Source organism: Burkholderiales bacterium, from assembly GCA_035560005.1.
In the GTDB taxonomy this organism is placed as follows: domain Bacteria; phylum Pseudomonadota; class Gammaproteobacteria; order Burkholderiales; family Eutrophovitaceae; genus DASRFY01.
Window position 1 is genome coordinate 20,807 of sequence record DATMAN010000016.1, and the last position, 12,169, is coordinate 32,975.

Here is a 12,169-nt window from a genome sequence, read left to right on the forward strand (position 1 = left end):
AGCGGCGGTGCGAGGCGAAGGCGCGAGCGCTGGTAAACTCTCGCCCTTCCTGCAACCGTTGCTTGATTCGCTCGGGTCGATGCGTTCCATTGTTTCGTTCGTGTGCCTTGCGTTCCTGTGGGCGTTGCCGGCCGCCCCGGCCGATCTGTCCAAGCTCAAGCCGTGGACCGGCCATGCCACGCCAAAACTGGCGCTCAAGGATCTGGACGGCAAGTTGCGGGACCTGAGCCAGTACCGCGGCAAGGTCGTCGTGCTCAACTTCTGGGCAACCTGGTGCGCACCCTGCATCAAGGAGATGCCTTCTCTGCAACGGCTGGCGCAGAAGCTGCCGCCCGCGCGTTTCGCGCTGCTCACGGTCAATTTCGGCGAGAGCGAACAGCAGATCAGCCCCTTTCTCGACCAGCTCGGCATGCGCTTTCCGGTGCTCCTCGATCGAGACATGAAGGCGAGCAACGCATGGGTGGACAAAGGTCTGCCGACGACCTACGTGATCGATGCCGATCAGAAGATCCGCTACCGCGTGCTGGGCGATCTCGAATGGGACGCACCGGAAGTCGAAGCCAGGATCCGGGAGCTGCTTCCCAAGGGCTGAGACCGGGCGCTGCGGCGCGGCACGGATCTCGCGCAGTTTCGAATCGTCACGAGAGAAGCGTGAATTATCGACGAGTCCGTCGCGTCCAGTCGCCGCTGTCCGGCGTGCGCGACATCGGGGCTGGGTACCCTCGCGCCGAAGCATCCCGCGTTGCCCCCGACCTTCTTCGGGGCGTTGCGGCATCGAGGGAGGGCATTGCGTGACCCGGTTGCGCGAACCGGCCGGCGCCGCGGTGCCGGAGATCTCGCTCGATGGACTCATCGAGCGCTACGACGGCTTCCTGCTCGACGCGTACGGTGTGCTGGTGCACGGCGAAGGCATCATGCCGGGCGCGCGCGAGACAATCGACCGGCTCAAGCGCGCCGGCAAACCGTGGTTCATCCTCACCAACGACGCTTCGCAGTTGCCGCAGAACGCCGCCGCGCGTTACCGGCGTCGGGGACTCGCGATCGACCCGGCGGTCATTCTCGGCTCCGGACTGCTGCTCGAACCGTACTTCGAGAAATGCGGGCTGAAAGGCGCGCGCTGCGCGGTTCTGGGGCCTGCCGACAGCGAGCGCTACGTGCGGATAGCCGGCGGCAGGGTGGTGCCGGTCGAAGCGGACTTCGAGGTGCTGGTCATCGGGGATGAGACCGGCTATCCGTTCCTGCCGACGATCGACGCGGCGCTTTCTTCCTTGTTCCGCCGGCTCGACAAGGGACGCACCGTGCAACTGATCGTTCCCAATCCCGATCTGATCTATCCCTCGGGAGACGGCTACGGGTTGGCCGCCGGGAGCATCGCGCTGATGTTGGAAGCTGCGCTCGCCCGCCGCTATCCCGACCGCAGCGACCTCAAGTTCGCGCGCCTGGGAAAGCCGGAACCGCATCTGTACCGGGAAGCGATTGCGAGGATCGGCTCGCGCAATGTCGTGATGATCGGCGACCAACTGGAAACCGACATCGCCGGTGCGAACGCCGCCGGCATCGATTCGGTATTGCTCGCGACCGGCGTGAGCCGGATCGACTTCTCTGCCATCGCGCCCGAACTGCGCCCGACGTGGTGGATGGCAAGTCTGCTGAACGAGTCGCCGACAGACGCGAGCAGTGAGGCGAAAGGGTGAGGGGCGGAAGGCGTAAGGAGCGAGGGGCGTGGAGCCGGTCCGATGTCGGCAGCTCGGAGCGGGCCAATGGTCGCGTCCTTCGCGCTCGCCGCAGCCTTGGTCGGCGGCCGGGATCGGCCTCGTGAACCGCGCCTTGCGCTGAACCTTCTCCGCCGTTGCGTTACGCCGGGGCGCCGCGAAGCCGATCGGCCACGGCGAGATCGCCCAGAGCCACAATCGCCTCGGAGAGCCGGGCACGATTCCACGCGTTTCGAGGCCGCGCCTGCGCGCGCTCCGAGAGCAGCGCCCGCGCCAGGGTGTACCTGCGGTCCTTCCAGGCCGCGTCGATCAGCACTTGGTCGAAGAGGTCGCGCTGGGCATGGCTGCCGCCGATCAGGCGGATCTCGTCGCGAAGCGGCAGAATGCAGTCCACCGCGCGTTCGAAGTGGCCGGCCCGGTACTGCAGCAAACCTTCGCACAAGGCGGCGTTGACCCGGGCCGTGATTTCACCGGTCGTGGTCCGGCTGGACGCTGCGTGGGCCTTCATTTCGTCGAGCATGAGGCGCGCGCGCTCGACCCGCCCGGCCGCCGCCAGGGCCAGCAGGTAATGGGCGTCGATGAACGCGAAGTAGCGCACGCCGCACAGCGTCTCGACCTTGTCCGCCAGCGGCTGCCAGCGGTCGCCGACATCGACCCCGAGAATCTCCAGGCGCTGCAGTGTCGCGATGTCATTGGTGAGGTCGAGGTAATCGTCGGACTGCGGGTCCCAGAGCCTGCGATCATAGAGTTCCAGCCCCGCGTCGGCTTCGCCCAGTCCCAGGTGCAACAGCAGCCGATGCCACCACAGGTGGTAGCGGAAATTGTTCCCGGCGTTCCAGTACGGCTCGGTCTCGCCAAGAAATGCGATGCCCTCCTTGTACCGATCCCTCGCTTCCGCGACATGGGCCACGGTGTGCACCGCCCAGGCATCGCGCGGATTGACTTCCAGCGCAGCGCGTGCAATGCGTTCGGCCCTGGCGTAACGCCCGGTCTCCTCCAGGCCGAAGGCATACAGGCTGGTCACGTAGCCGTAGAACGGCATCGAGGGATCCCAGGCGTGCAGCACGCGCGCCACCGAATCGCGCACGTTCTTCGAGTCGCCCAGATAGAAGTAGAAGAAATTGGCGAGCTTCAGCGCCAGGAGATCGCGCGGCTGGTCGAGCAGGATCGACTCGTAGATGCGCACGGCCGCGCGCAAGTCGCCCTTGGCCCAGGCCTCCAGCCCGAGCACGTGCATCTGCTCGCGCGCGCTCGCCTTCGCCATCAGGCCTCTGGCCCTGGCGATCGTCTCCGGCGTCTTCGCCAGAGCCCAGGGCACCGCCATGTACTGGAAGAAGTAGCCCTTGAGCACGTGCGCCATCGGCATCGCCGGATCGGCTTCGAAGGTCGCCTTGAGACGGGACCCGATGTCGCGCGCGAAGGAACAGTAGGCTTCGATGGTCGCTTCGAACGCCTGGACGGCGGCCTCGCTCGCGGCCGTATATTCGACGCCCGTCTCGCTGGCGATCATGCAAGTCCTCCCGCAGGTGATGCTCCAGCACCAGCATATCAAACGCCGCGTGCGCGGTTGCCCCGGGTGCCGCCTGTTCGCCATACTGCGCTCCGACCGTTCCAGTCAACCATCGAGGAGGATGCCCATGTTGCCCCAACGGATCGACCAGGCCGCCGTGCGCCGGACAATCGGAGAATACAAAGACAGAGAAAAAACCATCGAGCAGCGCGGCGAAGTCTACCGGGAGCTGCTCGGCTTCGTGCCGCCGCGCATCGAAGCGCGCCTGCACGTCACCGGCGCGCTCGATCCCGCCATGCTGGACTTGCAGGAGCGCATCCGGGAGCACGGCATGTATCCGAGGTGTTTCGACGTCAAGACCGCCCAGCTCATGCTGTTCGGCATGCTGCTGATGGACCTCAACGACGCCGCCCAGCTGCACGCCATCGCCGCACGCAAGGCCGGCGCATCCTGGGAAGAGCTGCAAGCCGTGATCAATCTGTGCTTTCTGTTCCGCGGGCTTTCGGCCGCCAACCGCGGAGCGGAGATTCTGGCCCACGTCGCGCGACGCGAGGACGACGCGCAGCCGGGGGCCTGATGGGCGGCGGGTTCGCACCGCCGAGGTGAAGGCGGCGCGAGTCCGGGTTATCCTTCACGCGGCGCAGGTTGGCCGGTGCACTGCCGGCAGCCCGGACGCCGGTTGCCTTCGGAGGAGAAGGATGCTGAACAAGAAGATCGTGCTGGCCGCAGCGCTGCTGGCCGCAGCGCTGTCCGTGCAGGCGCAGGAAGTCACGCTCAAGATCCATCACTTTCTGCCGGCGGGCTCCACGGCGCATGCCAAGTTCATGCAGCCCTGGTGCGAAAGGATCGCCCGCGAGTCACGCAATCGCCTCAAGTGCCGGATATTCCCTTCGATGCAGCTGGGCGGAACGCCCGCGCAGCTCTACGATCAGGCGAAGGACGGCGTGGTCGACATCGTGTGGACGGTGCCCGGCTACTCCGCCGGGCGCTTTCCGCTCGTCGAAGCGTTCGAGCTGCCGTTCGTGATGAGGGATCCCGAAGCGACCAGCAGAGCGCTCTGGGAATACATCGAGCAGAACGACATCCAGGAGTTCAAGGACGTCAGGGCGCTCGCCTTCCACGTGCATGGGCCGGGGGTCTTTCACATGGTCAGGAAAGCGGTGAGAACGAGCGCCGACCTGCGCGGGCTCAAGGTGCGCGCCCCCACGCGCCAGAGCAACAAGCTGCTGGCCGCGCTCGGCGCCACACCGGTCGGCATGCCGGTCTCGCAAGTACCCGAAGCACTGTCCAAAGGGGTGATCGACGGCGCGCTCGTGCCCTATGAAGTGGTACCGGCCATCAAGGCCGACGAGCTGACGAAGTTCCACAGCGAATCCGATCCGTCCGAAGCCGCGCTCTACACGACGGTGTTCATCTTCGCGATGAACCGGGCCAAGTACGATGGCTTGCCGCCGGAGCTGCGCAAGGTCATCGACGCCAACAGCGGCCTCTCGCTTTCGGGAGAGATCGGTCGAATCTGGCGCGAGGCCGACGAAGCACCGCGCAAGGCGCTCAAAGGCTCGATCAACGTCATCCCGCACGCCGAGCTGGAGAAGTGGAAAATGCTGGCGCAGCCGGTGATCGACGCCTGGGTGAAGGAAGTCACCGGACGCGGCGCAGACGGTGCGGCGCTGCTGGACAGCGCGCGCCGGCTCATCGCCAAGCACCGCCGATGAGCGGGGTCATCGCGGCCGCCCTGGTCGCCCACGTCCCGACGCTGAGCCGAGCCGAGATCACCCCGGATTTCCAGCGCACGCTGGTCGATGGCGAGCGGCGGCTGGGCGAAGCGCTGCGCCGCTGCCTGCGGCCCGACCTGTGGGTGATCGCTTCGACGCATTGGGTCTCGACCTTCAACTGGCTCACGACCTGTCAGGCCGTGCACCAGGGCGTGTGCGTCGCCGACGAGGCGCCCGACCTGATCCCCGGCATGCCCTATCACTACCGCGGCGACCCCGAGTTCGCCGCCGCGCTGGTGGAGGAATGGAAGAAGAGCGGCGTTCCGGCGGCGTGCAACGATTCGCCGCACTACGCCTGGGACTACGGCACGTTCGTGCCCCTGTCGCATCTCGATCCTCAGGCGGAGGTCGCCGTGGTGGGCGTGCCGGTGGTGCTGATGGCCGATCATGCCGAATGCCTGCGTGCCGGCGCGCTCATTCACACCATCGCAAAGCGGCTCGCCCGCCGCGTGGTGTTCATCGCGAGCAGCGCGCTCTCACACGCTCTGGTACGCGGCCGGCATCTCTGGCCCACGCCGGAACGGATCGAGGCCGACCGCCACTTCATCACCCGACTCAAGCGCGGCCAGATTGCGGCCGCCACCGCGGAGTTCACCGATTACAGCCGCAACGCCGTGGTCGAAATGGGCGGTCGCGCGCTCGCCATCCTGCTCGGCGTTCTCGGCGCCCTGTCGGCGGAAGGCGCACCGCTGGAAGGACGGCAGTACGGCGAGTACGCGCAGTCTTCCGGCAGCGGCAACGCCAACCTGCTCCTCTGCCCCGCCGACACGCTTGCGGCTATTCAGTGAAGCCAAGGCCAAGATTCAAGAGCGAGCCACACAACACGCGCGCAACGGCTTGTTGCGGCGGAGGCTTACGTTGCGAAGCCAACGTGATGCCGGAGTCAAAGGCACGAAGAAGAACAGGAAACTGAATAGCAACAAGCGGCACGCTGTGGCCGTGTCGCTGTGGTGTTGAGTGAGCTCTCCACCGGTTCCCGGCAATGAGGTGCATGAAAAGCAAGAGCGTACAGCTCGCCCGATGCGGGCTGTTCGCGCCAGAATCCACTTTAGCCGTACCGTTCTGTCTTGTTTGATCTACTTCGTGTTTCGCTCTTCAGCCGTTTTTGAGAATGCCATCATCTGCTAACAAACTCGAAAGCACGATGCACGCGCTGGCGGCCTGGGCGGCGATCGTCGCCGGGGCGATCCTGGCCGCGATTGCGGGCATGGTGGTGACCAGTGTCGCGCTGCGCGCGCTCGGTCTCGCGCCGGTGCAGGGCGACTTCGAGCTGGTGCAGGTGGGACTCGCGGCCTGCATCGCGCTGTTTCTGCCCTGGTGCCAGCTACGGGGCTCGAACATCATCGTCGATTTCTTCACCACGCGCGCCCGCATCCGCACTCAGCGCCGGCTGGACGCTTTCGCCGCGCTGCTCGTAGCGCTGATGATGGCGCTGGTGGCGTGGCGCGCTGCCGCCGGTGCGTTCTCCGCCCATCAGAGCGGTGAAACCACGATGATTCTGGGCTTTCCGATCTGGTGGAGCTACGCGGCGATGACGCCCGGCCTGGCGCTCACCGCCGTGGTGGCGCTGTTCTGCGTCTGGCGCGCGTGGCGCGAAGGCACGTCGCCGTGAGCGCAACCGCCCTCGGAGTGCTGCTGCTCGCCGCGATGCTCACGCTCATGGTCGTGCGCGTGCCGATCGCGGTGGCGATGTTCCTGCCCGGCGCGGCCGGCTACCTGGTCATCGCCGGGGACGCGCCGCTGCTCAACTATCTCAAGGGGCTCGCGTTCGCCCGCTTCTCGCACTACGAACTCTCGGTGATTCCGCTGTTCATTCTGATGGGTCAGTTCGCGACCCAGGGCGGTCTGTCGCGCGCCTTGTTCAATTTCGGCAATGCTCTGGTCGGTCATTTGCGCGGCGGCATGGCGATGGCGGCCATCCTGGCCTGCGCCGCCTTCGGTGCGGTATGCGGCTCGTCGGTCGCCACCGCAGCCACGCTCGGCCAGGTGGCGCTGCCGGAGATGCGGCGCTACAAGTACTCCGGCCGGCTGTCGACGGGAACGCTCGCGGTCGGCGGCACGCTCGGTATCCTGATCCCGCCCTCGGTGCCGCTGGTCGTCTACGCGATCCTCACCGAACAGAACATCGCCAAGCTGTTTCTCGCGGCTTTCGTGCCGGGGCTCCTCGCGATGATCTTCTACTGCATCGTGATCGCGATCTACGTGCGCATCTATCCAGACCACGGTCCCGCGCAGCCCAGGCACTCGAACGCCGAGCGGCTGCGGACCTTCACGCGGATCTGGCCGATCGTCGCCATCTTCCTCGTCGTCTTCGGTGGCATTTACGGCGGGCTCTTCACGCCTACCGAGGGCGCCGCCGTCGGCGCGGCGGGAACCCTGGTGGCCGGATTGGCGCGGCGCGAGCTGGGCTGGCAGGAATTCAGGAATGCGCTGCTGGGCACTGCTGAAACCACCGGCATGGTGTTCCTGGTCTTTCTCGGTGCCGACATGTTGAACGGCGCCCTGGCGCTGTCGCAGATGCCCGCGCAGCTCGCGCAGGGCGTGTCGCAGCTTGGCTGGCCGCCGCTCGCGATCGTGGCGGGAATCCTGATCTTCTACATCATCATGGGCTTTTTCATGGACGAGCTCGCCACGTTGATCCTTACCCTGCCTGTGATTTTCCCGGTGGTGATGGGACTGGATCTGTGGGGGCTGGGTGCGACCGAAAAGGCGATCTGGTTCGGCATCCTGATGCTGATGGTGGTACAGATCGGGCTTGTCCACCCGCCAGTCGGACTGAACGCCTACGTCGTCAACAGCCTCGCCCGGGACGTGGCGATGCTGGAGACGGTGAAAGGCGTCATCCCCTTCCTCGTCTCCGACTTCATCCGCGTCATCGTGCTGTTCTTTTTTCCGATCCTCAGCCTCTATCTGGTCCGCCTGATCGGCTGAGCTTCGAGGAGAACGGAGCGAAACGCGAAGGCACGCAGTCAAGAAGAGCGGGCTTTACCCGCTGCGCAACCTTTTGGCCGGAATTTCTGGCAAAGGAACACGTCGTCATGCGCTTCGGTGGCCGCGCCTTTCTGGCGCGTTGAGCGTCCTGACCCTCGCGCAAGCGACGGTCAGGCAGGCCAGGAAGCAGATCGAGTCCTGCTCGCCGGCTACGCGCAGGCGTTCGGGACCGATGCGCCCATAATTCGAGTCGGCGACGAAGGCTCGGCTGCTTGGTTACCTCACCGCGCTGGCCGTCGATCGGATCACGTCTGGCGCACGCTGTCCGGCGCGTCCTCGAGCCCCGTTTGCAGCACCGCGCGGGCCGCTGCGTCACGCAATCACGGTTGCGTTCGGCAAGCGCTTCGAACTCTGGATCCTTGCGGCACGGGACGGAGCGGTTTGCGCTCGAGCCGATCCGCTCTCGCAGCTCGATGAGCCGCACCCGAATGCGCCGCTAGCCGCCGACCGCCTGGCGAGAAGCGTGAGGCGAGAAGACGCGGCGCCCGAGCCAGGACAAGAGGTGCTCGCTCAGTTCGCGGGCGTCGTCTGCCGCGCCGTCGATGAGGCTGGACTTGCGCCGCCGCAGGAACGGCATGCCGAGGAGATACATCCCCGGGGCATCGAGGACGATGCCGCCGTCGTGGCGGATCAACCCCTTGCGGTCGAGCACCGGGACTTCGAGCCAGGAATAGTCGGGGCGAAAACCGGTACACCAGATGACGGTCCTGATGTTGGCGCGCCCGAAGTCGAGCAGCAGCGGCGGGGAAGCTTCGACGCGGGTCGGTTCGAAGCGCTGCGCAGGCGGGACTTCGCCGTCCAGCCCCTGCGCGGATGCCCACTCGTCAAAGGTGTTGAGCAGGCGGTTGAGTTTCAGATCGGCGAGCGCGCACACGTTGCGCAGCGACCCCGAGAACTGGGCCTTGCCGTTCGCAACCCCCGCCAGGCGGCCGACCAGCCTGACGCCGATGGCGGTGAGCGAATTCAGATCGATCGTGCGCCGGTCCGGATAGCCGGCAAGTTGCGGCGAGGCCACGTTGCGCGCCCGGACGATGTCGTCGACCTGATCGTAGCGCTCGTCGAGGAGCCCTGTGGCATCCATCCACCACTGAATGTCCCGGCCACGGTAGACGCGCGGCATCCGCACGTGCTCGCCGACCGCGAGCGTGACCGGCCGGCCCGAGCGCTGAATCTCGTCGGCGATCTGGATCCCGCTCGCCGAAGCGCCGACCACCAGCACCCCACCCGCTTCGAGCTGCGCCGGATTGCGATACTGCATCGGCGTGAGTTGCGTGATCCCCGGCGCAAGCGCCCGGGAAATCGCCGGCACGAGCGGCGTGTTGCACGCCCCGGTGGCGAGAACCACCGAATCGCAGTCCCAATCGCCGTGCTCCGTGATCACCCGGTAGCCGTCTTCCCTGCGGCGAACCGCAGTGACCGCGGTGTGAGTGCGCACAGGGGCGGAAATCGCTTGCGCGTACCGCTCGATGAACGCGACGGTCTGCGGCATGTCGCGGAAACCGTCCGGGTCGTCGCCCGCGTAGCCATAGCCGGGCAACCGGCTCTGCCAGTTCGGCGTGAGCAGCCGCAGCGAATCCCAGCGCTCGGTCTTCCAGGAGTTGGCGACCTCCCCGCGCTCCAGAATCACGTGATCGATGGAGCGCTCCGCGAGACAGCGGCTCATGGCGAGCCCGGCGTGTCCGGCTCCGATGATCACCGTGGTGACGCGGCGCCGGCCGGGCGGGGGAACGCGGTCGATCACTGGACTTCGACCGTGACGTTCGTGGGGTTGGTGATGATGTCGTACACCGCCGAGCGCTTCTGCGACTGCGCGACCAGCGCCTTGATGTCGTCTGGCGAAGCATCGGCGTCGATCTTGTAGGTGACCTTGATGCCGTTGAACCCGTTGCGCACGTCGGGATCGGCGCCGAGGATGCCGCGGATGTCCATGTCGCCTTCTAGCGTGGCCGAAACCGAGCGCAGCTGGATCTCGCGCAGTTGCGCCACAGCGGCGATCCCGGCGGTCAGGCAGCTCGCCAGGCCGGCAAGCACCAGTTCGACCGGCGTCGCGCCCTTGTCTTCGGAAGCGAAGACTTCGGGATGGTCCGCGTCGAAAGTGAATCGCGTGCGGTGTTTCTGTTCGCCGCCCAGACCGTAGAATCCTTCGACGACCGACTGGCTGTGCGTGCCGTTCACCCACTGGCAGGTGGCCCGCCACTTGAACTGCGCCGCTTCCGGTGCATTGGCGAGCGCCTCGCGCGCGCTGAGCAGCGCATCGACCTTGACGCCATTGTTGACGGACTTCTCGACTACGGTGCTCATTTTTCCTCCTCACAAGAATGTCTGGACACGGGACCGGGAAGAATAGCAGTGCTCGACTCGCGCTCTAGGTACGAAAGCGCATACCTATATAGCTACGGCTAATAAACGCCTACCTCTTTGTGCCGACGCCCGTCACAGCAAATTCGGCCGGGCCGCGGCTTATCCGGCTGGCAGCCCCTCCGGGTCCACAGCCCCGTTGGAGGCGGCCCGGATCCGGCAGTCGACGCGCAGGAGGCCGACTCCTCCTCGGGGCATAATCCCGGATCGACGGCCAACCGGCTTGTTTGCCGGCCTTTTCCCGAGGGAGCGCGTGTCGATGATCGTCGCAGCCTCTGCGTGCGTGTGCTCGAATCGTCTTCGCACAGCCTTCCTCGCGGGGCTTGCTCTCCTGCTGTCCGCAGCCGCAGGCGCCGAGCCGGTCGTGCTCAAGGTGCATCACTTTCTTCCGCCGACCTCCAACATCCATACGCGCATGATCGTTCCCTGGTGCGAGAAGATCCGCCAGGAGTCCAGAGGCGACGTGAGTTGCCGGATCCATCCGGCCATGCAGCTCGGCGGCGCACCCACGCAGTTGTACGACCAGGTCCGGGACGGCGTGGTCGACGTGGTCTTCGCGGTCCCCGGATTCACGGCGGGCCGTTTCCCCCGCATCGAAGTGTTCGAGCTGCCGTTCCTGATGAAGAACGCGCAATCCACCAGCAAGGCGTTGTGGGAGTTCGTCGAGCGGCACGCTCAGGCCGAGTTCGCGGACGTGAAGCCACTCGCTTTCAACGTGCACGGACCCGGCCTGTTTCATCTTGTCCGCAAGCCGGTGACCAGCCGCGCGGACCTGCGCGGGCTCAAGATCCGCGCGCCGACGCGGCAGTCCTCGAGGCTCATCGCGGCGCTCGGCGGCACACCCATCGGCATGCCGTTGCCGGAAGTCTCCCAGGCACTGTCCAAGGGCGTGATCGACGGCCTCGTCGTGCCTTGGGAGATCGTCCCCGCGATCAAGGTCGACGAGCTGACCCGCTTTCACAGCGAGACGGACCCATCGCAAGCCGCGATGTACACCACCGCGTTCGTGCTCGCGATGAACAAGGCCCGCTACGAGGGACTGTCGGCCGATCAAAGAAAGATCATCGACGCCAACAGCGGCATCGAACTGTCCGGAACGTTCGGCAGGATCATGAGCGAGGCCGACGCCGGCGGACGGGCGGCCGTCCCGCCAGAGTCGATCAACGTGATCCCCGGCGCCGAGATCGAACGCTGGAAGCGATTGACCCAGCCGGTGACCGAGGCCTGGGTCGCGGAGATGAACAGGAAAGGGGTGGACGGCGAGGCCTTGCTCGCAGCCGCGCTGGCACTGACAAGAAAGCACGGCGAATAGCTGCGCGCTTTGCTGCCTGCGGCGCACAAGCTCCGTCGCTCGATATCCTGCGGGGCGCGCCGCCTTGCTGCGACTTCGCGCCGTCTTACCAATCACGGAGGCCGCTGACGAGCCTGGCGCAATCTCATTGCACGGGCCGCGCTGTGCCCCGATCCCCCGCCGGTTCAGGCCGGCATGGGCGCCTTCAGTTTCAGATCCGTCTCGGGCACGCAGCAGCAGGCGAGAATCTCGTCGGCCGCCAGTCCCGGTGGAGCCGCGAGCAGCCAGCGCACCTTTCCGCTGGCGACGTGCAACCGGCAGGCGCCGCAGTGGCCGGCCCGGCAATCGGCGCCGATGTCGATGCCCTGCTCCTCGAAGGCATGCAGCAAGGAGGCTTGCCCTTCGTACGCAAAGCCGCGATCCGGCTCCAGTTCGATCCTGTACGACGCGGTGGCGTCGATCCGCCCGCGCAATCCGAACGATTCGTGGTGCAGCCGATCCGGGCTGAAACCGAGGCCGGCGAGCCCCTGCA

Annotated in this window: 12 protein-coding genes; 8 read left to right on the forward strand and 4 right to left on the reverse strand. The window is 66.3% G+C overall.

The genetic code is table 11. From position 1 onward, the window contains the following. The first annotated feature begins 79 nt into the window (after window positions 1-79). Together VNM24_01555 and VNM24_01560 are read left to right on the forward strand one after the other, a co-directional pair. Window positions 80-592 carry a TlpA disulfide reductase family protein gene (locus VNM24_01555; protein HWQ37286.1) on the forward strand — a complete coding sequence of 171 codons (513 nt, stop codon included), beginning with the start codon at window positions 80-82 and terminating at the stop codon, window positions 590-592. A 199-nt stretch (window positions 593-791) separates the two neighbouring features. Next, a complete protein-coding gene (locus VNM24_01560) occupies window positions 792-1,694 on the forward strand; it encodes an HAD-IA family hydrolase (protein ID HWQ37287.1) in 903 nt (300 codons plus the stop codon). Window positions 1,695-1,854: 160 nt separating this feature from the next. Here VNM24_01560 and VNM24_01565 read toward each other — a convergent pair whose 3' ends face one another. Further along, window positions 1,855-3,222, reverse strand: coding sequence for a tetratricopeptide repeat protein (locus VNM24_01565; GenBank protein ID HWQ37288.1), 1,368 nt, complete (start codon window positions 3,220-3,222; stop codon window positions 1,855-1,857). A gap of 127 nt (window positions 3,223-3,349) precedes the next feature. Between VNM24_01565 and VNM24_01570 the strand changes: the two genes are divergently transcribed. The 5 genes from VNM24_01570 to VNM24_01590 all read left to right on the forward strand — a co-directional run bounded on the left by VNM24_01570 (window position 3,350) and on the right by VNM24_01590 (window position 7,928). After that, window positions 3,350-3,799: a carboxymuconolactone decarboxylase family protein gene (locus VNM24_01570; protein ID HWQ37289.1), complete on the forward strand. Its 450-nt coding sequence runs from the start codon at window positions 3,350-3,352 to the stop codon at window positions 3,797-3,799. Between the two features lie 121 nt (window positions 3,800-3,920). Further along, on the forward strand, window positions 3,921-4,937 hold the full coding sequence (locus tag VNM24_01575) for a TRAP transporter substrate-binding protein (protein ID HWQ37290.1): 1,017 nt from the start codon (window positions 3,921-3,923) through the stop codon (window positions 4,935-4,937). Continuing rightward, a complete protein-coding gene (locus VNM24_01580) occupies window positions 4,934-5,785 on the forward strand; it encodes a hypothetical protein (protein ID HWQ37291.1) in 852 nt (283 codons plus the stop codon). Before VNM24_01575 ends, VNM24_01580 begins: the two co-directional genes overlap by 4 nt. Before the next feature lie 356 nt (window positions 5,786-6,141). After that, complete coding sequence (locus VNM24_01585) at window positions 6,142-6,609, forward strand: TRAP transporter small permease (GenBank protein ID HWQ37292.1); 468 nt, start codon at window positions 6,142-6,144, stop codon at window positions 6,607-6,609. After that, window positions 6,606-7,928 carry a TRAP transporter large permease gene (locus VNM24_01590; GenBank protein HWQ37293.1) on the forward strand — a complete coding sequence of 441 codons (1,323 nt, stop codon included), beginning with the start codon at window positions 6,606-6,608 and terminating at the stop codon, window positions 7,926-7,928. The genes VNM24_01585 and VNM24_01590 overlap by 4 nt, the downstream gene beginning before the upstream one ends. A gap of 496 nt (window positions 7,929-8,424) precedes the next feature. On the opposite strand, the gene VNM24_01595 is transcribed toward VNM24_01590, so the two are convergent. Together VNM24_01595 and VNM24_01600 are read right to left on the reverse strand one after the other, a co-directional pair. Next, on the reverse strand, window positions 8,425-9,729 hold the full coding sequence (locus VNM24_01595; protein ID HWQ37294.1) for an NAD(P)-binding domain-containing protein: 1,305 nt from the start codon (window positions 9,727-9,729) through the stop codon (window positions 8,425-8,427). Then, window positions 9,726-10,289: an OsmC family protein gene (locus VNM24_01600; GenBank protein HWQ37295.1), complete on the reverse strand. Its 564-nt coding sequence runs from the start codon at window positions 10,287-10,289 to the stop codon at window positions 9,726-9,728. Before VNM24_01600 ends, VNM24_01595 begins: the two co-directional genes overlap by 4 nt. A 316-nt stretch (window positions 10,290-10,605) precedes the next feature. Here VNM24_01600 and VNM24_01605 point away from each other — a divergent pair, with 316 nt between their 5' ends. Continuing rightward, window positions 10,606-11,658 (forward strand): TRAP transporter substrate-binding protein, encoded by a 1,053-nt coding sequence (locus tag VNM24_01605; GenBank protein HWQ37296.1) that lies wholly within the window; start codon window positions 10,606-10,608, stop codon window positions 11,656-11,658. Between the two features lie 164 nt (window positions 11,659-11,822). Here the strand turns inward: VNM24_01605 and VNM24_01610 are convergent. After that, window positions 11,823-12,169, reverse strand: a 347-nt coding sequence (locus VNM24_01610) for a 2Fe-2S iron-sulfur cluster-binding protein (protein HWQ37297.1), incomplete at its 5' end; no start/stop codon positions are given.